The following is a 22,945-nucleotide window of genomic DNA, read 5'->3' as shown; positions in this document are numbered from 1 at the left end:
CATATAAAAAATATTAAGGAACTAACACAGAATGACGCCTTCGGATATATGTTCAATCATTCTGTTGATTTTATTATTTTTTGGTCCTTGTATCCTTACAATTTCTCTTTTATATAAATCAATTCTAAACATATTTTTTGAAGAGACTGATTCTAAAACAGAAAAAATTATTCCCTTTTTAGTTTTAGCTAATCTGCTTATTTTCAAAGATACTAGCTTTGCTGGCATTATGTTGGGTATTGGTATTTTTTTTCCTGTTCTTTTATTAATTTCTATATGTAATCATTTACTTATTATAGAAAAAACAATTGCTGTTATATGGCTATCTTATATAATTACGACTATTGTTTATAATTTATATATTTTTCACCTAAAGTTTGATTTATAAAAATATAACTTAAACATCTTTTAATTTATTACAAAAAGATTGTTAATTTCATAAAATTATATATTTTAATCTCTGAATGTAATGTTATTTATACAGGACGATTAAAATGAGTATTACCAGAGTTCTTACTTTTTCTTTTTCTGGTATTGACCCTGTTCCTGTAGAAGTTCAAGTGCAAATGACACGTGGGCTTCCTGCTTTTATCATTGTAGGCTTGGCTGATAAAGCGGTTACGGAATCAAGAGAACGCGTTCGTGCGGCATTGACTTCGATGGGAATAGCCCTGCCTCCTAAACGGATTTTAGTTAATTTAGCACCAGCAGATATCGTTAAAGAAGGCACACATTATGATTTACCGATTGCCTTAGGTCTTTTATGTGCAATGGATATTATTCCTCAAGAAGAGCTTATGCATTATGCTGCTTTGGGTGAACTTTCCTTAGATGGGGCATTAGGAAATGTAAATGGTGTAATTTCTGCTTCAATTGGTGCTGCAGCCGAAGAAAGAGGAATAATTTGCCCTTATAATCAAGGTAGTGAAGCCTTGCTTGGTGGAGATATTGATATCTTAGCCGCCCCTTCACTACTAGCATTATTACATCATTTTACTGGCAAACAGATTTTATCTAAACCAGAATTTTCTGAATTACCACCACCTCCCAAAGATCCAGATTTATACGAAGTCAAAGGTATGGAAGGTGCTAAAAGAGCTTTGGAAATTGCCGCAGCTGGTGGGCATTCTATGCTTATGATTGGCCCTCCTGGTGCTGGAAAATCAATGCTGGCTGCACGTTTACCAAGCTTGCTCCCGAATTTGACCCCACAACAATCTTTGGCTGTGACACGTATATACAGTTGTGCTGGATTGTTACCAAACTCTGCGCCAATAATTCGACCTCCTTTTCGTAGCCCTCATCATTCCGCCAGCCAAGTTGCCATTACAGGCGGTGGTGTTAAAGTAAAACCAGGTGAAATTAGTTTAGCTCATCATGGTGTTTTATTTTTAGACGAGCTCCCTGAATTTGCCAGAAACGCCTTAGAAGCTTTACGTCAACCATTGGAAACAGGCAATATCTCAATTGCCAGGGCAACATCGCATATAACATACCCTGCACATTTTCAGTTTATTGCGGCTATGAATCCTTGCCGTTGTGGGTATGCAGGCGATATTGAGCGCGAATGTCACCGTATTCCAAAATGCAAAGAAGAATATACCCGAAAAATTTCGGGTCCTTTGCTGGATCGTATTGATTTAATTACCAATATAGAGCCAGTTCCACCCAAAGATATCATTAATATTGCCTGTGGAGAGAAAAGTGAAGTCGTTGCAAAACGAGTAAAATTGGCCAGAGAACAGCAACTAACACGACAAAATATGCTGAATAATGAAATTAATACCAATCATATTCAACTTGATCATGAGGTTGCTGAAATGGTAGAAAAGGCATCCTTGCAATTAAAACTATCTGCTCGGGGTATTACTCGACTTTTAAGAGTTTCCAGAACCATTGCTGATCTGGCATTAAAGTCCGAAATCGATATATCCAGCGTTGCCGAGGCTTTAACTTTTCGACAACGCTAATTTTTTTATGAACGCCAAATAGAGAAAGCACTATTTAAATCATCAATTAAATCTTGAGTATTTTCAAGGCCAATATGCAATCGACATGCCGACCCTGTTAAGAGTTGATTAGGAAAATTCCTGTAGATCTCACCATCAGTCAGCAAAATCAAACTTTCATATCCGCCCCATGATGCACCAATAGCAAAAAGATTTAACCTTTCAATCATGTTAATAACTTGTTGGGTTTGAATATGACTTTTAAAAACGAGTGTAAAAAGGCTACTTGCACCTGCAAAATCTCTTTTCCATAAGTCATGACCATAACAACTTGATAAAGCTGGATGTAAGACACGCTCTATCTCTGGTTGGTTTTGGCACCACTTGGCAATATGTAATGCAGAAATTGATTGTTGTTCCAACCGCGCACCCAAGGTTCTAAGGCCCCTTAGGGCTAACCAACAAGCGTCAGGTCCAGCGACTTCACCAAGAGCAATCGCCGTGTCTCTTAATAGATGCCAGTCTGGATCATTGTTTACTGTCACAGCTCCAAGCACAAGATCAGAATGCCCATTCGCATATTTGGTTAAAGCTTGCACAGAGACGTCAACGCCATGCTCAAATGGCTTAAAGATCCCTATTCCCCAAGTATTATCCAAAAATAGTTTGATATGATGTTGATGTGCCAGCCTAGCAAGTGCTGGAATATCTTGAATTTCAAAAGTATGACTGCCTGGGCTTTCTGTAAAAATGACTTTGGTATTGGGTTGTATGTATCTTTCGATTTCAGCGACCGTAATATCTGCTGGATAATAGCTTATCTCTATACCAAAACGTTTCATTACTTTTTCTGAAAAGCGCTTTGTAGGTCCATAAATACTATCAATTAATAAACAGTGATCTCCAGAAGACAAAAAAGCCAATAAGGGTAAAGTACAAGCCGTTAATCCCGAAGATACAATTTGGGTATGACTTCCACCCTCTATCAACGTCATAACTTTTTCAAGTTCATGTTGATTGGGAGATCCCATTGCTCCATATAAAGTATGATGTTGATATTGTTGACCTTCAGTATTACGCATTGCCGAAACTGAGGGATAAATTACAGTTGAACCTCGATGCAAAGGGTCGTTTACAAATTGACCTTGATCAGAAAGAGATTCTTTATGTCTACCTGCGGTAACAAGTAATGTTGATAATTCCTTCCAACCATGAGAAACTGCGTATTCATCAGGAGATAAAGTAACCATAGTCTATCCTTGCCAATTTTAATGATGGTATTTTTAACAATTCATATTGTATAAAGTTTTTAATCTTTTTACAGTCTTTTATATAAAATATATTAATAGAGAAAATTATGAATCAGCGTGTCATTTTATATATTATTCTAGCAGCAATTGCATATGGATGTTGGTTAATATTACACCCTCTTTTCTCTTCTATTTTATGGGCAGCTATTATTAGCTTTGCGACTTGGCCAATGTACGTTTTCCTTAAAAAATATATTGGGAAAGTCTTTGCAGCTTTATTAATGACGCTTTTTTGCGGTTTGTGTATGGTCATGCCTATTATTATTTTATCTTCGGCAATTATCGATGATGTTCCAAGGGTTGTACAAACGATTTCCTCGGCAACTGCTTCTATTAATTTTGTAACCCCACCCAATTGGATGAAACATATCCCTATTATCAATAATTATTTAGCCAAAACTTGGGAGCAAGGCGCTGAACATTTATTAAGTATTGGAGACAGCCTTCGTCCTTATCTTTATGATATTACTCGAGCTTCTTTTTCTGTTTTTTTACAAACAATTGGTGGATTTATTCAATTTGCTTTTGCATTATTCATTTCTTTTTTCTTTTGGTTAAGTGGTGATTATTTAGGAAAAGTAATCTTAGATATTATTTTTAAAATTGCAGGCCCGTCTTCTAAACGTCTAGTCGAAATGACAAATAAAACAATTCTAGGAACTGTATATGGGATTATCGGAACAGCTCTTTTACAGGGTATTTTGACGGGTTGTGGTTTAGCTCTATTTAATATTCCAGAACCTGTTTTATTAGGAGGTATTGCAGCTTTTCTATCTCTTTTCCCAATTGGGGCTCCAGTTGTATGGATTCCAGCCGTTATTTGGCTTGGTTTTTATCATCATCATATCATCTCTGCATTGTTACTCTTGACTTATGGTATTGTAATTATATCTGGTGTAGAGCATGTGATCAGACCCATGTTTATTTCCTCTGGTAATAAGCTTCCATACTTATTGAGTGTCCTTGGTATTCTAGGAGGGGTTTTGGCTTTTGGCGGATTAGGGATTTTTCTTGGGCCCGTTTTATTAGGATTAGGATATACGTTGACTTTAGAGTTTTCCAAAGAAGGCATTGAAAAATAATATTTTCAATTATAAACAAAGTGTGATTATGATAGACTCAGCAAATATTTATAAGTGACAAGTAATAATATTTATGTCTTATCCATCTAAAATTGACGCCCATTACCGTGTTGATACACAGCCAGATCTACAATATTTCAAAATTATAAGTTGGAATTTATTAAGAAAAGTTGGTGCTTCTCCATATGACGTTGCTTATCTCGTAAATACGCACCAACCAGAATTACTTTTAATGCAAGAAGCAACAGAAGAAATGAATATTTTACCTCAATTAATAGGTGGATATTACAGTCGTTTCCCTCTCCCTGGGCGTATCCACGGTGTTGCTTGTTGGAGCCCTTATCCTTTCAAAGCACCACCCTCAACATATACCTTGCCCAAAGGCGCTTTGATAAAAAGAGTAGCTCAATTAATTGACTATGGAAAATTTTGGATTGCTAACGTTCATTTATCACATGGACAAATTCTAAATAGAAGACAATTGCAAGTACTTTCAGATTACTTACCAGACTGTGCCGCTGTTTTAGGAGACTATAACTTGGTTGGTCCTGTTATGCTTCCTGGGTTTAATGATGTCGGCCCCCGTGTGCCAACTCATAAAATGATTAATATACTCCCTATTCGTTTGGATCGTTGTTTAGTCAGAGGAATGGAATGTATAGATAAACAAGTTCTATCACGTTCTTCCTCTGATCATCGTCCCATTATGGTTACATTGAGACCTCTATAATACGTTATAAATAAGGCAGCAAAAGCCTTGTAGTTGCATCTCTAAACTTAGCAATTGCTGGTCTTTGTTGCAAAGCATCTAATGTTAATAATTTATCCCGATGGGAACCCATAAAGTCATCTATACTTTCGGCAAATTCTTTATCATAAACTTCCATATTAATTTCAAAATTTAAGCGTAAGCTGCGCATATCAACATTAGAGCTGCCAACAAAAGACCAAACCCTATCAACAACCATTAATTTTGAATGATTAAATGGGGGGTTAACTAACCAAATTTTACACCCAAGTTGTAATGGCATAATATTATTGATGTTCCGAGCCCAGTCGACTAATTGTTGATTACTTTGCTTGGGAATAATAATTTCAACATTCACACCTCTGACAGCAGCAAGACATAAAAGAGATAAAAAACGATCATCAGGTAAAAAATATGGTGTCATAATACGAATAGACTTTCTGGCCAAACTTATTGCCTGCATCATCGTATATTTGATTTTTTCCAAATCGGAATCAGGGCCTGCAGTAATAATCCTACAAACCATATCTCCTTTTATTTCAGGAGTAGGATAAAATTTCTTTTTGTTCAAATCCTCTGAAGTAACAAAAAACCAATCTTGTAAAAATGCTTCTGTTAACTCATGCACAATTCCCCCTGTTACCTGAAAATGTGTATCTGATACAGGATGTTTAGGTTTATTTAAAAGCACATTTTCATTAGCTATATTAAGTCCACCAAGAAATCCAACCTTACCATCAACAACTAATATTTTTTTATGTGTCCTAAGATTAATAAAAGGCATTTTCCAAGGTAAAAAGGAATGCATAAAACGATCAACAATAATCCCATTTTTTTTTAGGTAATTAGCAATAGGACAATAAAAATATCCACTTCCTATTCCATCAATTAAAACCCGAACCGTTGCCCCTCTTTTTTGGGCTTCTATTAAAGAATCAGCAAATATTTTTCCTGTGGCATCACTTTTTAAAATATAAGATGATAAAAAAACACATTCCTTAGCTGAATTTATAGCTTGTAACATAATAGGATAGGCTTGATCCCCATTATTTAAAATGTCCACCTGATTACCCATTAACAATGGGCGTTGTGTAAACCCTTCCACGACCTTAGCCAAAGGATAAAAATGCCCCTTAACAGAATATTGGGTCATATTACTTAATAATTGACTGTGCCAAGGACGGTTATTGAACAATTTTTGTGCTCGCCTCATCACACGGTTCACACCAAACATAGAGTAAAGAATAAAACCAGTAATCGGCATAATTAACGTAAAGCCAATCCAACCAATAGTAGCTCTTGTATCGCGAACATGACGTAAAGAATGAAATATAACAAATAATATCAAAATAAACCGTAAGATCGCTAAAAACCAATCTTGCTTGAAATCTGTTAAAAATAAATACGTATAAAATACATGCATTCAATCAAACTTTCAGTTTTTAATGATATTCATAATAAAAATATAATACTAAGATTTATTTTATAAATAGAGTTATTTCATGATAAAATATCACAATGAAAAATAGCAATCAAAAACTAGGTATGTTTGCCTATCATAAAGGCTTGTCAGCTGAAAATATTGTTGCAAATTATTTAATAAAACAACAGTGGAATATTTTACATAAACGATTTCACAATCCGTATGGTGAAATCGATTTAATTGCTAAAAAAGAAAACTTGTTATTATTTGTTGAGGTCAAAGCTAGGAAAAAAATGAATGATGCTTTGGCAGCAATCAGTCTACATCAACAAAAGAGACTGTTAAAAGCAGCATCATATTATTTAGAATATCATTATCCTGAAATAGAAAATGTTCGATTTGACCTGATCGCTATTGATCAATTAGGACAAATCGAACATTTCGAAAATATCATTTTAACAGAAAATTAAAAATTAGCTGCGATGACGTTTTGATGTTGTCTTTCTATGTGCAGAAGACTTATAAACAGCGTTCTTTACAGTAAGTTTGCCTTTTTGTTTATAAGAAACGTTTCTAACAAGTTTTGAATGGCTTTTTTGTGAAGAAGAATTATAAGAAACTTTTCTTGCCTTATAATGACGAGCGGCTGGAGCAGCAGTTAAAGATTCAAAGGTCAGTTTACCAGCTTCAGTTTCAGTAACAATATGTTGTGCTTTTGCTGGAGATGGAGATAAGGAAATAAGTGCTGCGGCACCAAAAAGCATACAAACTGTTTTTTTAAAATGTCTGACCATTTATTCTCTCTTTAACGATATAAGATTAACTGCTGACGGATACATAAAATGTTACGCTAAAAGCTAACTTAAAAAGTTTGTCTTGGATATACATGAATAAGAAGAATAATCATTTTTTAATAATTTTCCTTCTTATGTTGTTTTTATGTGACAAATATTAATGACAAGAAATGGCATTATCTTTAAAAAGTTGAGCTAATTCACCAGATTCATGCATTTCTCTGATGATATCACACCCACCAACCAATTCTCCCTTGACGTAAAGTTGAGGAAACGTTGGCCAATTAGAGAATTCTTTTAATCCTTGGCGTAAAGAATCGTCTTCTAAAATATTTACATCTTTAAAAGAAACACCTAAATCAGCAAGAATATGTGAAACTTTTGCAGAAAATCCACAGCTTGGGAAATCTGCTGTTCCTTTCATAAACAAAACTACATCATTAGAATCGATTATATTTTTAATCTGATCAAAAACAGGATTACTCATTTTTTTTCCAATATTTAATTTAAGTTAAGAGAGCATCAGTTTGTAAAGCTAAAGCATGAAGATCTTGTTGAAGATAATCCCCTAATGCTTTGTATACTAACTGATGCTGTTTGATTTTATTTAAACCAGTGAATTCTTTTGCTGAAATTTTACAATAAAAATGCCTTCCATCTTTTTTTAATGCACCGACATCAATCTCTGCATCAGGAAAAGCGGTTCGTAGGCGATTTTCGATTTCAGATACATCCATAAAATTAGACTTTCATTAATTTTTCAAAAAAGCTTTTAGAAGCAGTTCTCATTCGAGCAATTGTTATCACTGCACCAGAAGGCATAACTATACTGTCACCACCCGTGCAACCAACTAGTCTTGCTGGAATATTATGCTCTTTGGCGGCTTGTAAAAGCGTATCTTTTTTGGAGGTCATGATTAAATACCGTGCTTGGTCTTCACCAAACCAATAAGCTTCTGGACGCATTCCCACATCAGGCACATCTAAAGTACAACCGGTATTACCTGCCATTGCCATTTCAGCAATTGCAACTAACAAACCACCATCAGACAAATCATGACAGGCATTGATTAATCCATTAGCAATTTGCTCTCTGACAAAATCACCATTACGGCGTTCTGCTTGCAAATCTACTTGGGGTGGATTACCAGTTTCTTTACCCAAGATTTCTCTTAACCACAATGTTTGTCCTAATTCGCCCTTGGTTGCACCAATGACAACAAGGTCATAGTCTGCTTTAAGGGCATTTCCGACCGTCTTAGAAACGTCATTAATCACACCCAAGGCACCAATGGCAGGTGTTGGTAATACAGAAACGTTCTCGCCATTTGCATCCCGAGTTTCATTATATAATGAAACGTTACCGCTCACGACTGGGAAATCCAGAGCATTACATGCATCTCTCATACCTTCAATAGCGGCAACAATTTGTCCCATGACTTCTGGTTTTTCAGGATTGCCAAAGTTCAGATTGTCGGTAACTGCCAAGGGTTTCGCACCTGTTGCGGTGATATTACGCCAAGCTTCTACAACCGCTTGGGCTCCACCTTGATATGCATCAGCTGCACAATAACGCGGTGTGCAATCTGTGGTTAACGCAAGACCAATTTGAGTTCCATCAACACGAATAATTGCAGCATCAGCTTGACCAGGGCGATATACGGTTTGTCCACCAATAGTACTATCATATTGATCCCAAATCCAAGAACGAGAAGCAAGATCTGCACATCCGAGCAATTTAATTAAGGACTGTTCGATACTGACATTCACATCTAATGCACCCAGTGGTTCTGGTTTTGGAGAAGGTGCAGTTGGACGATGATATAGAGGTGCCTCATCAGCCAAAGGTTTTAATGGAATATCGGCTTCAATTTTATCATGATGCTTGATAACAATATGACCTGTATCGGTCAAATGACCAATAATAGCAAAATCAAGCTCCCATTTTTCAAAGATTTCTTTTGCTAGATCTGTACGATCAGGACGTAAAACCATTAACATACGTTCTTGGCTTTCTGACAACATCATTTCATAGGCTGTCATTTGTTCTTCACGTTGAGGAACATGATCAAGGTTTAATTCAATTCCTACATCCCCCTTTCCTGCCATCTCTACAGCAGAAGAGGTCAGCCCAGCCGCACCCATATCTTGAATAGCAACAATCGCATCCGTTGCCATGAGTTCCAAACAAGCTTCAATTAGTAATTTTTCAACGAAAGGGTCACCAACTTGAACGGTTGGACGTTTTGATGCTGCGTCCTCGTCAAACTCAGCAGAGGCCATAGTTGCGCCATGAATGCCATCACGACCTGTTTTAGACCCCACATAAATGACAGGGTTCCCAATACCAGCAGCAGCAGAAAGAAAAATACGGTCTTGTCTGGCAACACCGACGTTCATGGCATTGACCAAAGGATTCCCATTATAGCTGGCATGGAAGTTTACTTCACCACCAACTGTTGGAACGCCAACACAGTTTCCATAACCACCAATGCCACGTACAACGCCATCAACAATATGACGGGTAGCAGGATGCTCTGGGCTGCCAAAACGTAAAGCATTTAAATTGGCAACCGGACGTGCGCCCATGGTAAAGACGTCACGTAAAATACCACCAACACCTGTAGCAGCACCTTGATAAGGTTCGATAAAGGATGGATGATTGTGGCTTTCCATTTTGAAAATAGCGGCCAACCCTTGACCAATATCGACAACACCAGCATTTTCACCTGGTCCATGAATAACCCATGGTGCTTTGGTTGGCAGTTTACTGAGCCAAGCACGTGAAGATTTATAAGAACAATGCTCAGACCACATCACGGAAAAGATACCAAGCTCTGTTAGGCTCGGGGTTTTGCCCATGATCGTTAAAACTTTGGCATATTCGTCTTTTGAAAGACCAAATTCTTTACCAAGCTCTTCATTTACAATAAGTTGTGGTTTACTCATCGTGTTAATGTCTCCATGATTCCTTGGAAAAGAGGTTTTCCATCTTCGCTGCCCATTAATGGGTCAACCATATCTTCGGGATGAGGCATCATTCCACAAATACGACCCGTTTGATCTACAATCCCTGCAATCGCATTAATGCTACCATTTGGATTATAATCTGAATTCAATGGATTAATTTCTCCGTTTGGAGAAGTATAACGAAACACAACCTGCCCTTCACTTTCAAGGCGTTTTAATCCTTCTGCATCACAGAAGTAATTACCATCACCATGCGCAGTTGCGGTTTTAAATACATCACCTTGCTTCCATCCACGAGTATAAGGCGTATCATTACGCTCAATACGCAAATGGCAATCTCTTGAAAGAAATCTTAAACTTGCATTCGGCAATAACGCACCTGGTAAAAGGCCTGCTTCAGTCAAGATTTGAAAACCATTACAAACACCCATGATATATCCGCCTTTTTGTGCAAAGGCTTGAATTTCACGCATAATTGGCGAGTGTGCGGCCATCGCACCACAACGCAGGTAATCCCCGTAACTGAATCCACCAGGCAGTACAACCATATCAAGTTGTGGTAACGATGTTTCACGATGCCAAATGATACTTGGTCTAACCCCAGTTACGTGCTCAAAAGCAATAACCATATCTCTTTCACGATTAGTGCCTGGAAAAACAACGATACCTATTTTCATTATTTTTTTCCATTTTGATTAGGATTACATGGATAGGCATCATGTAATGCAGTAAATACAGCCGCCCCAGCAGGTTGCGTCAGTTTGTCTGAATGACCATCCATCCACGCAATCACTTTATCCCTCATTTCTTTACCAGAAATATTAGTGGCAATACAAAAACCAGCAGGTGATTTCACATCTCCTTGGTTTTTAGCAAACATTTTTGAATAAGCAACAGAATCAGAAATTCCACTGATATACGCATCACATAATTTTAAGGCTTTTGGATTTTTACAATATTGCAAGAATTTACCTGCTTGTAATTGTGTTACTCTTTGTGCCATAGCATTCGGAGTAGCAGAAATCACCATCAATCCAAAACCAGCCAAAAGTAAGGCTCTTTTTGTATTCATGTTAGAACCTCGACTTGAAAGTCTTCAATCACACCATTTGCAAGCAATTGCTGAGCCATTTCAGTAGCTCTGGCTTTTGCTTTTTCAGAAGATGTTTCTGTGACTTCTAAGTCAATCACACGACCAACGCGAACATCTTGGACTTCTTCAAAAGACAGGTTATGTAGAGCATGATTAATTGCTTTGCCTTGAGGATCTAAAACCCCTTGCTTTAACATAATGATTAAACGAACTTTCATTTAGATACTCTCCAAGCCTTCTTTACCTTTGAGGGATTCAATATTTGATTCTGGAATTATTTTTAAACGACGCGCAACTTCTTGATAAGCTTCTTCAACTTTACCTAAATCACGACGGAAACGATCTTTATCTAGTTTCTCGCCACTTTCAATGTCCCAAAAACGACAATTATCAGGGGAAATTTCATCAGCCAGAACAATATGAGATTCATCATCTTTCCAAAATCTGCCAAATTCCAATTTGAAATCAATCAGCTTAATGCCAACGCCAAGTAATAGCCCACTTAAAAAATCATTAATTCTGAGTGTATAAGTAACGATCTCATCCATCTCTTGAACGGTTGCCCAATTAAATGCAGTGATGTAATCTTCTAATACCAACGGATCGTTCAGATCGTCATTTTTAAGGTAATATTCAACCAAAGGACGAGGTAAACGAAGCCCCTCTTCTAGCCCTAACCGTTTAACAATACTGCCAGCAGCAACATTGCGGACAACGATTTCAAGTGGAATAATCTCAACAGCTTTAACCAACTGTTCGCGCATATTTAAACGACGAATGAAATGGGTTGGAATGCCAATATCTTCGATTTGCGTCATTAAATATTCGCTGATGCGATTATTTAAAACACCTTTTCCTGTAATAGTTCCTTTTTTGGCACCATTTCCAGCAGTGGCATCATCTTTGAAATATTGAACAATTGTTCCAGGTTCTGGCCCCTCATAGAGGATTTTTGCCTTACCTTCATAAATTTGTCGACGGCGGGTCATAATCGTCCCTTAATATATCGTAATAAAGTTGTAACAATTAAATAATATCAAACGGAATATATTCTATTATTTAATATCATAGATATCATATTGACAGAATAGCTTGATTTACAAGCTATTTTATCAAAGATAATTAATTCTTTGGTTTAGGTCCTGTTTCACCAAATACATTTTGATATATGTGATCAAGGTTTTGAACATGCATACTGCCGTCCATAGCTTTGTCTAAGATCGAAGAATCAATACGACCTGTAATTTCTGGATCGTTTTCTAAATTCTCTCTAAAGCTTTTACCTTCAGGTTTCCCTAACTTAGTCCAAGTCTCCATCGCAGAGCGTTGCACGATACGATAAGATTGTTCTCTTGATAATCCAGCACGGGCGAGCGCTAGCAATACTTCACCAGAATGAACAACCCCACCAAGACTTTCGATATTTTCCTGCATGCGATCAGGATATACGACTAATTTTTCAATAACGCTTGCAAGTCTGTTTAATGCAAAGTCAAGGGTAATGGTGCCGTCTGGGCAAATCATGCGTTCAACGGAGGAATGGCTGATGTCGCGTTCATGCCATAATGCAACATTTTCCATCGCAGGCACAACATGAGAACGCACAATACGAGCTAGACCCGTTAAGTTCTCTGTTAATACAGGATTACGTTTATGTGGCATCGCAGAAGATCCTTTTTGTTCAGGATGGAAATATTCTTCTGCTTCACGGACTTCTGATCGTTGAAGATGTCTAATTTCAATAGCTAACCGTTCGATAGAACTGGCGATAACGCCTAATGCAGCAAAAAAGGCTGCATGACGATCACGAGGAATCACTTGGGTTGATACAGGTTCTGCTGTTAATCCCAATTTTTCAGCAACGTAAGATTCAATTCTTGGATCAATATGCGCATAAGTGCCAACAGCGCCAGAAATTGCACAAGTTGCAATTTCTTCACGTGCCTGTAATAAACGCGTTTTGTTACGTGCAAATTCTGCGTAATAACCAGCCAATTTTAAACCAAAAGTCACAGGTTCAGCATGAATGGCATGACTACGACCGATAGTTAAGGTATATTTATGCTCAAAAGCACGATTTTTTAATGCTTCTAATACTCTATCCATATCTTCTAATAAGATATCAGCAGCTTGGGTTAATTGAACAGATAAACATGTATCTAATACATCGGAAGAAGTCATGCCCATATGGACAAAACGACTATCTTCGCCGATATTTTCAGCTAACCATGTCAAAAAAGCAATCACATCATGACGTACTTTTGCTTCAATTGCGTCAATTTTAGCAACATCGTCAGCATTAAACTTAACCATGGCTTTGTCGCCATTTTCACGAATGTTTTTTGCTGATTGTTTGGGGATAAAATCATATTTGGCCATTGCTTCACAGGCCAGAGCTTCGATTTCAAACCAAATACGATAACGATTTTCAGGTGCCCAAATTGCAGTCATTACTGGGCGGCTATAACGCGGTATCATCCCCGTCGTTCCTTTCTATGTCGATAGCTTAAAAATAGTTTATATCATATTTTTTTCCGCTTTCATCCAGATTTTTTAATTTTAAAATAAATTAAATTTACATGACATCTTGTTAAATTTGTTATGGTATCGGCAAAAGCATATAATTAATAGTTAACATAATCGTCAATAAATAAGATTATTCATTGTTTTTTATAGGATAATTGAATTAATATTTGTCTGACAAAAACATTTGACCCTCATAAAGGCTATATTCTTTAGATGAATATCTTGACAATGAAATCCTTTTTTAATTTTACAACTATATTAACCGTTTTTTCCATATCTATCGTTGGATGCAGCAGCAATAGTAACTCCGTGAAATCTCAACCTTATGCACAAACGCTATCCAATACAGCGCCTTCGTCAGGAATTCCACAAACGTTCTCAGAAAAAAATGATGTGGATGATGTTGGTTTATCCCCCAACGCAACGGTACAACAAAAAGTCGATTTATATTTACAGCTTTTACAACCTAATGGTGGCAGCACCATAACTTATGCGCAATTTATACAAGAAAATCCATCTTGGCCCAATCGCCAAGTATTTATCCAAAAAATGCAGCAGGCTTTATTGACCGAAACTGACAAAAATGTCATCAAATCAATATGTGAAAACCAATCTATTACAACTGCAGATGCGTTAACTTTTTGCGCGCAACAAACTCAAATCACAAATCGATTGATTCAACAAGCTCAGTATGCTTGGACACATTCCATAACGAAACTTGCAGATGCACAGCAAATATTGACTATTTTTAACAATAAATTAACAGCACGAAACCAATGGGAACGGTTCAACTACCTTGAGTCCTATGGTTATCTAGCAGCAGCATCCAAACAAATTCAGAATTTACAACCTTCCAAACAAAAAATTGCATCTGCTATTCTAGCTTTACGCAAACAACAACCCGATGCGGTAAATTTGCTTTCTTCGCTTAATTCATCTGATTTAAAAATACCTGGATTAGTTTATGCTCGATTACGTTGGCTACGTTCACAAAGCAGAAATGATGAAGCTGCAAAATTGTGGCTAGAAACTGGCTTTCAAGCAGAACGTAATTCTGATCAAAAACGATTTTGGATAGAACGCAATACCCTTATTCGTTCTTTGTTGGATGAAGGGAATATTAAAACTGCTTTCGCTTTGGCTTCAGTAGAAGCTTGCAATAATGATTCATGCTCTGCAGATTCATCATTTTTAGCAGGATGGATTTTACTAAGAAAATTAAATAAACCTTTAGATTCAATCGGATATTTTAAGAAGTTAACTCAAGCAAGTTCTGTAATCACCACTAGCCGAGGTTATTATTGGTTAGGACGTGCTTATCAAGACATGAATAATGCTTCGTCTGCCCAGCAAGCTTGGCAACAAGCAGCACAATTACCAACCACTTTCTATGGGCAAATGGCAATTGCAGAGCTAGAAAATATTCATAATGGCAGTGTTATTTTAAATCCATCATTAATCTCAAATGCCATTACAAAATATCTGTCATATATCAAAGAACCATCATGGTCATCTTTAGAGTTAAATTCTTTTAAAAACAGAGAGTTAATTCAAGCAGCTCAAATTTTAGTTTCACGAAATGATTTTCCACATGCACGCCCATTTTTGCTGGCAGAAAATAAACAAAGCAGTTCTACGATAGAACAAGCAATGAATGCCAGTATTGCTAATCAAATGAACTTACCCGAAGATGCTGTAATGATGGCAAGATTTGCTGGAGCTAAGGGCACCATTTTATTAAAAAATGGTTGGCCTCGTCCTTATGCTATTCCATCATCTAACTTACCTGAAGGCCTTGAACTTGGTGTAATGCGTCAAGAAAGCAGCTTTGACCCGAAAATTGTCAGCCCCTCAAATGCCTATGGTTTAATGCAATTATTGCCTTCTACTGCCAAAGAGATTGCCGTTCAAATTGGTCTACCTGCAAAAATGGGAAATCCTGGTAATTTGATTGTTCCAGAAAATAATATTAAGCTTGGCACTGCTTATTTAAACAAACTGATGACACGTTTTAATAATGTTATTCCTTACACAGTTGCTGGATATAATGGGGGCCCTAATCGTGTACAAAAATGGATTGTTCAATATGGAGATCCAGCCAATGGCTCTGATGCTCAAAATCAATTAATCGATTGGATAGAGCAAATTCCATATACAGAAACCAGAAATTACGTTCAAAGAGTAATTGAAAATACAATTATTTATCAGACATCAATTAATAAATAAGTAATAAACATTCAAAGAGGATATAAGCGAGTGAATATTGATATTTTAAAGCAAGAATTATACTCTTTATGTTTAGAATTTTCAATTTTGTGTAAAACGAATGATCTTAAACTTGTTACAGCAGAAAGTTGTACAGCAGGCCTAATCTGTGGATATCTCACAGATTTACCTGGCTCTTCCGCTTATATAGAAGGCGGTTTTGCAGTTTACTCTAATCATATGAAAGCCACTATATTAGATGTTAGTTGTCAGACTCTTGAGGAATTTGGAGCGGTTAGCGAGCAAACTGCTCTTGAGATGGTTTCTGGTGCTTTGCGCAAAGCATCAAATGCAAACATAGCCGTGTCAGTTACAGGATATGCAGGCCCAGACGTGCATGACAATGTTGGTTTAGTATGGATTGGATTTAAAGAAAGTAATGCACAAGCAATATGTAAAAAATATAATTTTCTGGGAAATAGAGAAGCGATAAGATTGCAAACAATTAATGAAGCAATCAAACTAATATTGAAACAATATTAAAACAAAATAGCCCCTTAAATTGAGTTAAGGGGCTATTTCTTGTCTTCTAGCAACAATTAATTATTGCACAGGAGGCATATTATTTGGATTAACTGCACCAGGAGGTGGTGGTGCAACCGTATTTCCAGTACCAGGAGCCACAATTACACGACGACCCCGACTGTCATATCGGTTAACATCTTGCATGCTATCACGATTTAAAGTTTGTGTTGTTTGATTTCCACTCAATGGCACTCTCGCACTTGGAGGGAGTTGCATTTCTGGATTTGGAACAACTTGTTGAACCGCTGCAGGGTTTCCCCCATTATTCACAGTTTGAACTGCTTGCAAGCTACGAGCATTCAAATCTGCTGTTTCTTGATCAGCAGGTATTTGCTGATGTTTGCGTGCTTGTTTACCAGTTTTTTTAATTTTTTTGCTAACTTGGTGCCCTTTGTAATGTTTATGAGCATCTTGATTATGTGCAGGCGCAGCCATTGCAACATTTGAAGCTGCAAAAGTCATAGCAGCAGCAAATAGAGATAGTTTAAAAATAGACTTCATAACAAACCCTTTACTTAAATACGAAACCAATTAATGTCTCTTCATTATAACCTAAATTGGTTTTATTGATAAATGATAAAACTATATTTTATCATCTAATTATATCATTAAAAATTACAAGAGAATAAACTTATATTTGTTAGATATATTTTATTATTTCTGTATCTTTTTATATTTTTCAGAGTAACAGAAATCTGCTCTTTTGACAAATGCAGATACCATTTTTTGAACAGCTTCGTTAAAAACAAGCCCCATTGCTTTTTGCATAATTCTTGATTTGAATTCAAAATCAACAAAAAAATCAATAATACAGCCTTTCGGGTCAGGTATGAAAAGCCATTGATTACTTAGATATTTTAAAGGACCACGATCATAGGTCACAATAATTTTATTTTCACTCTTATATAATTCTACACGACTACCAAACACTTCTTTGAAAGGTCCAAAACCTACTTTCAAATCTGCTAATAATAATTCCTTATCTCGATAACGAATAATCGCGCCCGTACACCAAGGTAAAAATTCTGGATATAAATCAACTGCTGCAACTAAATTAAACATTTGTTCTGGAGTATGAGCAATAAAGCGCTTTTCAGCATGTGTAGGCATAAGATTTAATCTCCAAAAAATTTAATTTGATAAATGTGTAAAAAGGCGTTTTTTTTGTAATACTGCAAAATCAGCATCTGCATGATAGGAAGAACGCGTCATAGGCGATGAGCTAACCAATAAAAACCCCTTAGATTTAGCAATATGACGATATTCATCAAATTCCTCAGGAGTAACATAACGCTGTACTGATGCATGTTTAATTGTGGGTCTTAAATATTGTCCTAATGTTAAAAAATCGACTTGTGCACAACGTAAATCATCCATAACTTGCGTCACTTCTTCTTTGCTCTCTCCTAGACCAAGCATCATTCCTGATTTCGTGAAAACATTCGGTTGTAATTGTTTAATTTCATGTAAAATTCTCAACGATTGAAAATAACGTGCACCAGGACGAATGGATGGATATAATCTGGGAACTGTTTCCACATTGTGATTAAAAACATCAGGCTGAGCTTTACCAATCGTTAATAATGCCCCTTCTTTTCTCAAAAAATCTGGGGTTAAAATTTCAATTGTTATAGAAGGCGATGTTTTTCTGATCTCAGCAATAACATTAGCAAAATGTTGTGCCCCACCATCTTTCAAATCATCTCTGTCTACAGAAGTAATTACAACGTGTCGCAAGTTTAATTTCTGTATCATTGCAGCCAAACGTTTGGCTTCTTGTGGATCCACAGCTGATGGTTTTCCCGTAGCCACATTACAAAAAGCACAGGCACGAGTGCAAATGCTGCCTAAAATCATTACAGTTGCATGACGTTTAGTCCAACATTCACCAATATTAGGGCAAGCTGCTTCGGCACAGACAGTATTAAGTCGGTGCTCCTTAACCAAATCACCCATTTCATTATAAACAGTTGATTGATTAACTTTGACCTTTATCCAATCTGGTTTAGGTAACGAATTTACAATTTGCTTTTGTTCATGTTGCACAAGAATTCGTTTTACCGTCATTTATAATTCCCTTGTAAATCGTTTATCAAACCAATTTACAACAATATAAAATACAGTCTAGGCTATACCGAGTAAATTTCTGACAGCTGCCCCTGCGTTTTGTTGTGATAATAAACTTTCACCAACCAATACCGCACTGGCACCAATAGACTGTACTCGGCGAATATCATCGAATGTTTTTAATCCGCTTTCTGAAACAACCAATCTATCAGGTGGTACCAACGGAGCCAAATTTTCTGTAACACTAATATCAGTTTTTAATGTGCTTAAATTTCTATTGTTAATTCCAATCAAGCATACATCTAAGGCTAAAGCTCGGTTTAACTCTTCTTCGTTATGAACTTCAACTAGAATATCAAGCTCAAGACATCTGGCTAACTCAACCAAATCATTTGCTTCTTGATCTTTCAAAGCAGCCATAATCAGTAAAATACAATCTGCATCAATCACACGGCTTTCATAAACTTGCCAAGGTTCAAGGATAAAATCTTTACGTAATACAGGTAAAGAACATGCTTCTCGAGCAATTTTCAAATCTTCGTTATTACCATAAAAATAACCTGTTTCTGTTAAAACAGATAAGCAACTAGCCCCTGCATTTTCATATTGAACAGCAATCATCGCAGGATCATAATCTTGACGAATTATCCCCGCAGAAGGAGAAGCTTTTTTACATTCTGCAATTAATCCCATATGACCTTTGGCCATTTTTTCTTTTAATACCCGTGCAAAACCACGTGTTGGATTTTTCTTGTTTTTTGCCTCTTCCGCAATCTCTTTAAGAGATTTAACACTTGCCTTTTGATGTGTTTCTGCTCTGGTTCTAGCACAAATTTGTGCCAAAACATCAGATTTTTCACTTTCGGATTCTAATATTGCATTTAAAACAGGATCAGATGTTGTAATTTCATTCATAATATATAACTGGTGTTTACTTTAATTATTTTGCTGAATTGCATGTAATATAGATAATACAGCACCACTATCAATAGCTTTAGCTGCTTCTAAAATTAATTTTCCTAAGATATCAGTATCAATTTTTCCGCTAGCATTTATTAAAGAATAATCTTTAACGATGTGTAATGCAACAGCTGTATTAATCAATACTGTATCACGATAAGCGCCTTTTTGACCATTAAATAATGCAAGCATAGATGCAGCGTTTTCTTTGGGTGATCCGCCTGTAATTTCTGACAAAGGCGCAGGCGATAATCCAGCATTTTGGATATCTTTTAAAGATAAAGTAACAGGGATAATTTTATTATCTTCTAAGGCCATAATTTTAGATGGCCCAGCTAAAGTAATTTCATCAACCCCTTGCTTTTGTTCAGTTTTGTCAAGAAGGCCATGAACTACCCATACTCTTTTAGAACCAAGATTTTGTAAAACTTTGGCAAAAGGCTCTAACCACTTCGTATCATAAACACCTATCATTTGATATTGAACATTTGCAGGGTTCGAAAGTGGTCCAAGCAAGTTAAATATAGTTCGAATACCAAGCTCTTTACGAACAATATTAATTTTACTTAAAGCAGGATGATGTACAAAAGCGGGTAAAAAAGCTAGTTTATACTTGTTTAAATGATTTTGTAAAATATTCAAATTTGTTTGTGGTGTAAGGTTTAATGCCCCTAGAACATCAACACCACCAGATCTGGATGATTGGGCACGGTTTCCGTGTTTAGCAACAGAAACCCCCATTGCCGCTAATACAAAACTGACAGCTGTAGAAACATTTAATGTACTTTGACCATCCCCACCCGTACCACACACATCAATTGTCAAAGGATCAGACAACGTAATCGGCAACATTTGATGACGCATTGATCTGGTTGCGCCTTCTAATTCTGCAACGCTTACGCCTCGTATCCGAAGAACCATCAAAAAAGCCGCTATTTGTGTATCAGGAACAGATCCCGAGAGAATAGCATTAAAAATCTCTGTCGTTTCATCCAAAGAAAAATTGTTTTTTTGTAAAGATTTTTCTAAGGTCGGTGTAAATAAATAAGGTAAATATTTACTAACATTTAAAGCTTTTTTTTTATTCCAATCACTGGCCAAATTCATAAAATTCTGTAGTAATTCGTGACCTTGCTCGGATGCAATACTTTCTGGATGAAATTGAACACCATATATAGGCAGTTCTTTGTGTTGAAATGCCATTAAAATACGATCTTCTGTAAATGCTGTTGGTAAGAAACTGTCTGATAAAGTATCTAATTGCACAACCAAAGAATGATAACGCGTTACTTTTAAGGGATTATTCAATCCTTTAAAAACGCCCTCTCCTGTATGCATAATTGGAAATACTTTACCATGTGCTGGTATTTCTTTAACAACCTTTGCACCAAAAGCTTGTCCAATCGCCTGATGTCCTAAACATACACCTAATATAGGGATCGTCGTTGCGGCAGCTTTGATTAAGTCACAACAAATTCCAGCTTCAGAGGGCGTGCATGGCCCAGGAGAAATCACAATGGCTTCAGGTTTTAACGCAATAACTTCTTTTACCGTAATCTCATCATTACGACGAACCTGACACTCATAGCCTAAATCACCAAAATACTGAACCAGATTATAGGTGAAACTATCATAATTATCGATGAGTAAAATCATGTGGCCTTGCCAATCAATAAAATCTGCATTTTTTAAAATTATTCATTCTTTATATATTGGATTAATGAGCTTGTGGGTCAATATCTGGAACAAAAGACCATGCATCTTCTGCTGCACGAAATAAAGCCCTTGCTTTATGTTTGGTCTCTTCATACTCAGATTCAGGATCGCTATCTGCGACAACACCGCAACCTGCCTGAACATACATCGTTTCATCTTTGATCAATGCCGTTCTTAGACCAATACATGTGTCCATACTCCCATCAGCACCAAAATAACCAATACAACCCGCATAAGTTGCTCGTTGTGTATGTTCAATTTCGTCCAAAATTTCCATTGCTCTGATCTTAGGAGCCCCCGTTAAAGTCCCAGCAGGGAAACCAGCAATTAAAGCATCAAGAGCTGTTAGATTTTGTTTTAATTTTCCCTCAACATTAGAAGAAATATGCATAACATGGCTAAATCGCTCTATTACAAATTGTTCTGTTACTTTCACAGATCCAACTTCACAAACGCGCCCCACATCATTCCGACCCAAATCAATTAACATTAGATGCTCGGCCAACTCTTTTGCATCAGCCAGCAAATCTTGTTCTAATTGTAAGTCCTCTTCTTCAGTCTTTCCTCTGGGACGTGTACCAGCCAACGGTCTTACTGTGACGGTTCCATCACGCAACCTTACTAAAATCTCAGGGGATGATCCTACTAAAGCAAAATTATCCAGCTGTAAACAAAACAGAAAAGGTGCTGGGTTTATTCTTCTTAAAGAACGATATAATGCAACAGGTGGAAGTTTAAAAGGAATGGAAAAACGTTGACTGGGCACTACCTGAAACGCATCTCCAGCAAAGATATATTCTTTTGCTTTCTCGACTGCTTGTTTGAACTCTTCTTTGGTAAAAGTTGAGGATGGCGTTTGAGCATGATTATTAGTGGTCTGGTTGAATTTTTTATCAGAGGGTATAGGCTCATTTAATGCTGCCTGAGCTTTTCGAAGTAAGTTTTTAGCTTTCTCTTGCTCTTCAACAGTTTTGCCTCTCAGAGGAACAGCCAATGTCAACTCATCTTTAACTGTATCGAAAATTGCAAACACAGACGGGCGGAACATTATCCCTTCGGGAAGTTGAAGATCATTTTTAGGAGGGCTGGGCAAATGTTCCATTTGTCTAACCATATCATATCCCAAATATCCAAAAATACCGCCAACCATTGGTGGAATGGTATCGGGGATATCCAATTGACTATCATCAATAAATTGTTGAAGTGATTCAAGTGGATGAATATCTTGAATAACGAATTGATCAGGATTATTCAAAGGGTCAGTATTCAATGATACAACCCCTTGATGACATTTCCACACCATATCTGGAAGCAACCCAATAATTGAATAACGTGCTCTGGCTACACCGCCTTGCACACTTTCCAGTAAAAAGATATTTTTTGGATTTTTACCCACGATGCCAGATAACTGTAAAAAAGCTGAAACAGGTGTAATTAGATCAGCAGAATTTACAGTATAAACAACTGTTTTTTGATCACTTATTTTAAATTCATCATAAGACACTGATGTAAAATCC

At 36.7% G+C, this 22,945-nt stretch carries 24 protein-coding genes and 1 pseudogene; 7 read left to right on the top strand and 18 right to left on the bottom strand.

Annotation, left to right across the window (positions count from 1 at the left end; all coding sequences use genetic code 11):
* Positions 1–31: 31 nt before the first annotated feature.
* Entirely contained in the window at positions 32–388 is a 357-nt protein-coding gene (locus tag QMN76_RS01780) for a hypothetical protein (protein ID WP_282023025.1), read from the top strand.
* Positions 389–494: 106 nt separating this feature from the next.
* Entirely contained in the window at positions 495–1,970 is a 1,476-nt protein-coding gene (locus QMN76_RS01775; RefSeq protein WP_282023026.1) for a YifB family Mg chelatase-like AAA ATPase, read from the top strand.
* Positions 1,971–1,975: 5 nt separating this feature from the next.
* Here the strand turns inward: QMN76_RS01775 and metC are convergent, their stop codons facing one another.
* Positions 1,976–3,199 carry a cystathionine beta-lyase gene (metC, locus tag QMN76_RS01770; RefSeq protein WP_282023027.1) on the bottom strand — a complete coding sequence of 408 codons (1,224 nt, stop codon included), beginning with the start codon at positions 3,197–3,199 and terminating at the stop codon, positions 1,976–1,978.
* A gap of 107 nt (positions 3,200–3,306) precedes the next feature.
* Between metC and QMN76_RS01765 the strand changes: the two genes are divergently transcribed.
* Positions 3,307–4,341, top strand: coding sequence for an AI-2E family transporter (locus tag QMN76_RS01765; RefSeq protein ID WP_034337029.1), 1,035 nt, complete (start codon positions 3,307–3,309; stop codon positions 4,339–4,341).
* A gap of 73 nt (positions 4,342–4,414) precedes the next feature.
* Complete coding sequence (locus QMN76_RS01760) at positions 4,415–5,071, top strand: endonuclease/exonuclease/phosphatase family protein (RefSeq protein WP_034337031.1); 657 nt, start codon at positions 4,415–4,417, stop codon at positions 5,069–5,071.
* 4 nt (positions 5,072–5,075) lie between these two features.
* Here the strand turns inward: QMN76_RS01760 and cls are convergent, their stop codons facing one another.
* A complete protein-coding gene (gene cls, locus QMN76_RS01755) occupies positions 5,076–6,512 on the bottom strand; it encodes a cardiolipin synthase (protein ID WP_282023029.1) in 1,437 nt (478 codons plus the stop codon).
* A 95-nt stretch (positions 6,513–6,607) separates the two neighbouring features.
* Between cls and QMN76_RS01750 the strand changes: the two genes are divergently transcribed.
* Positions 6,608–6,982, top strand: a complete 375-nt coding sequence (locus QMN76_RS01750) for a YraN family protein (protein WP_034337037.1) — start codon at positions 6,608–6,610, stop codon at positions 6,980–6,982.
* A gap of 3 nt (positions 6,983–6,985) precedes the next feature.
* Here QMN76_RS01750 and QMN76_RS01745 read toward each other — a convergent pair whose 3' ends face one another.
* The 9 genes from QMN76_RS01745 to purB form a co-directional block, all read right to left on the bottom strand.
* Complete coding sequence (locus tag QMN76_RS01745; protein WP_034337040.1) at positions 6,986–7,306, bottom strand: hypothetical protein; 321 nt, start codon at positions 7,304–7,306, stop codon at positions 6,986–6,988.
* 157 nt (positions 7,307–7,463) lie between these two features.
* The gene (grxD, locus tag QMN76_RS01740) at positions 7,464–7,793 is read right to left on the bottom strand and encodes a Grx4 family monothiol glutaredoxin (RefSeq protein WP_034337043.1); all 330 of its coding nucleotides are present in this window, start codon (positions 7,791–7,793) and stop codon (positions 7,464–7,466) included.
* Positions 7,794–7,812: 19 nt separating this feature from the next.
* Entirely contained in the window at positions 7,813–8,043 is a 231-nt protein-coding gene (locus QMN76_RS01735; RefSeq protein WP_034337045.1) for a BolA/IbaG family iron-sulfur metabolism protein, read from the bottom strand.
* Between the two features lie 4 nt (positions 8,044–8,047).
* Positions 8,048–10,255, bottom strand: coding sequence for a phosphoribosylformylglycinamidine synthase subunit PurL (gene purL / locus QMN76_RS01730; RefSeq protein ID WP_282023032.1), 2,208 nt, complete (start codon positions 10,253–10,255; stop codon positions 8,048–8,050).
* Complete coding sequence (gene purQ, locus QMN76_RS01725; protein WP_282065645.1) at positions 10,252–10,953, bottom strand: phosphoribosylformylglycinamidine synthase subunit PurQ; 702 nt, start codon at positions 10,951–10,953, stop codon at positions 10,252–10,254. Before purQ ends, purL begins: the two co-directional genes overlap by 4 nt.
* A complete protein-coding gene (locus QMN76_RS01720; protein WP_282023034.1) occupies positions 10,953–11,348 on the bottom strand; it encodes a Rap1a/Tai family immunity protein in 396 nt (131 codons plus the stop codon). Before QMN76_RS01720 ends, purQ begins: the two co-directional genes overlap by 1 nt.
* Positions 11,345–11,587, bottom strand: coding sequence for a phosphoribosylformylglycinamidine synthase subunit PurS (purS, locus tag QMN76_RS01715; protein WP_034337056.1), 243 nt, complete (start codon positions 11,585–11,587; stop codon positions 11,345–11,347). The genes QMN76_RS01720 and purS overlap by 4 nt, the downstream gene beginning before the upstream one ends.
* Positions 11,588–12,358, bottom strand: a complete 771-nt coding sequence (purC, locus tag QMN76_RS01710) for a phosphoribosylaminoimidazolesuccinocarboxamide synthase (RefSeq protein ID WP_034337059.1) — start codon at positions 12,356–12,358, stop codon at positions 11,588–11,590.
* 133 nt (positions 12,359–12,491) lie between these two features.
* Complete coding sequence (gene purB, locus QMN76_RS01705; RefSeq protein ID WP_282023035.1) at positions 12,492–13,847, bottom strand: adenylosuccinate lyase; 1,356 nt, start codon at positions 13,845–13,847, stop codon at positions 12,492–12,494.
* A gap of 261 nt (positions 13,848–14,108) precedes the next feature.
* Between purB and QMN76_RS01700 the strand changes: the two genes are divergently transcribed.
* Together QMN76_RS01700 and QMN76_RS01695 are read left to right on the top strand one after the other, a co-directional pair.
* Entirely contained in the window at positions 14,109–16,121 is a 2,013-nt protein-coding gene (locus QMN76_RS01700; RefSeq protein ID WP_282023036.1) for a lytic transglycosylase domain-containing protein, read from the top strand.
* Between the two features lie 30 nt (positions 16,122–16,151).
* Positions 16,152–16,643 (top strand): CinA family protein, encoded by a 492-nt coding sequence (locus tag QMN76_RS01695; protein ID WP_282023037.1) that lies wholly within the window; start codon positions 16,152–16,154, stop codon positions 16,641–16,643.
* 60 nt (positions 16,644–16,703) lie between these two features.
* On the opposite strand, the gene QMN76_RS01690 is transcribed toward QMN76_RS01695, so the two are convergent.
* From QMN76_RS01690 to trpE, 7 genes and pseudogenes are all read right to left on the bottom strand, one after another.
* On the bottom strand, positions 16,704–17,186 hold the full coding sequence (locus QMN76_RS01690; RefSeq protein WP_282023038.1) for a hypothetical protein: 483 nt from the start codon (positions 17,184–17,186) through the stop codon (positions 16,704–16,706).
* A 153-nt stretch (positions 17,187–17,339) separates the two neighbouring features.
* Entirely contained in the window at positions 17,340–17,795 is a 456-nt protein-coding gene (locus QMN76_RS01685; protein WP_282023039.1) for a type II toxin-antitoxin system RatA family toxin, read from the bottom strand.
* A gap of 21 nt (positions 17,796–17,816) precedes the next feature.
* Entirely contained in the window at positions 17,817–18,752 is a 936-nt protein-coding gene (gene lipA / locus QMN76_RS01680) for a lipoyl synthase (protein WP_282023040.1), read from the bottom strand.
* A 57-nt stretch (positions 18,753–18,809) separates the two neighbouring features.
* Positions 18,810–19,667: an indole-3-glycerol phosphate synthase TrpC gene (gene trpC, locus QMN76_RS01675; protein WP_282023042.1), complete on the bottom strand. Its 858-nt coding sequence runs from the start codon at positions 19,665–19,667 to the stop codon at positions 18,810–18,812.
* Between the two features lie 21 nt (positions 19,668–19,688).
* A complete protein-coding gene (gene trpD / locus QMN76_RS01670) occupies positions 19,689–20,813 on the bottom strand; it encodes an anthranilate phosphoribosyltransferase (protein ID WP_408869455.1) in 1,125 nt (374 codons plus the stop codon).
* Positions 20,787–21,368 (bottom strand): annotated as a pseudogene (locus QMN76_RS01665) (anthranilate synthase component II); the annotation flags it as partial. The pseudogene QMN76_RS01665 and the gene trpD, both read right to left, overlap by 27 nt.
* Before the next feature lie 61 nt (positions 21,369–21,429).
* A complete protein-coding gene (gene trpE / locus QMN76_RS01660; protein WP_282023043.1) occupies positions 21,430–22,932 on the bottom strand; it encodes an anthranilate synthase component I in 1,503 nt (500 codons plus the stop codon).
* Positions 22,933–22,945 lie beyond the last annotated feature (13 nt).

Origin of the sequence: Commensalibacter papalotli (ex Botero et al. 2024), assembly GCF_947179115.1 — a bacterium.
In the GTDB taxonomy this organism is placed as follows: Bacteria; Pseudomonadota; Alphaproteobacteria; order Acetobacterales; family Acetobacteraceae; genus Commensalibacter; species Commensalibacter papalotli.
Note: the sequence above shows the minus strand (reverse complement) of the source record. Positions and strands in the feature narration are given on the sequence as shown.

Bases quoted from the DNA above. Each gene is read 5' to 3' on its own strand.
- QMN76_RS01780 (WP_282023025.1), top strand. From the start codon at position 32: ATGACGCCTTCGGATATATGTTCAATCATTCTGTTGATTTTATTATTT.
- QMN76_RS01775 (WP_282023026.1), top strand. From the start codon at position 495: ATGAGTATTACCAGAGTTCTTACTTTTTCTTTTTCTGGTATTGACCCT.
- metC (WP_282023027.1), bottom strand. From the start codon at position 3,199: ATGGTTACTTTATCTCCTGATGAATACGCAGTTTCTCATGGTTGGAAG.
- QMN76_RS01765 (WP_034337029.1), top strand. From the start codon at position 3,307: ATGAATCAGCGTGTCATTTTATATATTATTCTAGCAGCAATTGCATAT.
- QMN76_RS01760 (WP_034337031.1), top strand. From the start codon at position 4,415: ATGTCTTATCCATCTAAAATTGACGCCCATTACCGTGTTGATACACAG.
- cls (WP_282023029.1), bottom strand. From the start codon at position 6,512: ATGCATGTATTTTATACGTATTTATTTTTAACAGATTTCAAGCAAGAT.
- QMN76_RS01750 (WP_034337037.1), top strand. From the start codon at position 6,608: ATGAAAAATAGCAATCAAAAACTAGGTATGTTTGCCTATCATAAAGGC.
- QMN76_RS01745 (WP_034337040.1), bottom strand. From the start codon at position 7,306: ATGGTCAGACATTTTAAAAAAACAGTTTGTATGCTTTTTGGTGCCGCA.
- grxD (WP_034337043.1), bottom strand. From the start codon at position 7,793: ATGAGTAATCCTGTTTTTGATCAGATTAAAAATATAATCGATTCTAAT.
- QMN76_RS01735 (WP_034337045.1), bottom strand. From the start codon at position 8,043: ATGGATGTATCTGAAATCGAAAATCGCCTACGAACCGCTTTTCCTGAT.
- purL (WP_282023032.1), bottom strand. From the start codon at position 10,255: ATGAGTAAACCACAACTTATTGTAAATGAAGAGCTTGGTAAAGAATTT.
- purQ (WP_282065645.1), bottom strand. From the start codon at position 10,953: ATGAAAATAGGTATCGTTGTTTTTCCAGGCACTAATCGTGAAAGAGAT.
- QMN76_RS01720 (WP_282023034.1), bottom strand. From the start codon at position 11,348: ATGAATACAAAAAGAGCCTTACTTTTGGCTGGTTTTGGATTGATGGTG.
- purS (WP_034337056.1), bottom strand. From the start codon at position 11,587: ATGAAAGTTCGTTTAATCATTATGTTAAAGCAAGGGGTTTTAGATCCT.
- purC (WP_034337059.1), bottom strand. From the start codon at position 12,358: ATGACCCGCCGTCGACAAATTTATGAAGGTAAGGCAAAAATCCTCTAT.
- purB (WP_282023035.1), bottom strand. From the start codon at position 13,847: ATGATACCGCGTTATAGCCGCCCAGTAATGACTGCAATTTGGGCACCT.
- QMN76_RS01700 (WP_282023036.1), top strand. From the start codon at position 14,109: ATGAATATCTTGACAATGAAATCCTTTTTTAATTTTACAACTATATTA.
- QMN76_RS01690 (WP_282023038.1), bottom strand. From the start codon at position 17,186: ATGAAGTCTATTTTTAAACTATCTCTATTTGCTGCTGCTATGACTTTT.
- QMN76_RS01685 (WP_282023039.1), bottom strand. From the start codon at position 17,795: ATGCCTACACATGCTGAAAAGCGCTTTATTGCTCATACTCCAGAACAA.
- lipA (WP_282023040.1), bottom strand. From the start codon at position 18,752: ATGACGGTAAAACGAATTCTTGTGCAACATGAACAAAAGCAAATTGTA.
- trpC (WP_282023042.1), bottom strand. From the start codon at position 19,667: ATGAATGAAATTACAACATCTGATCCTGTTTTAAATGCAATATTAGAA.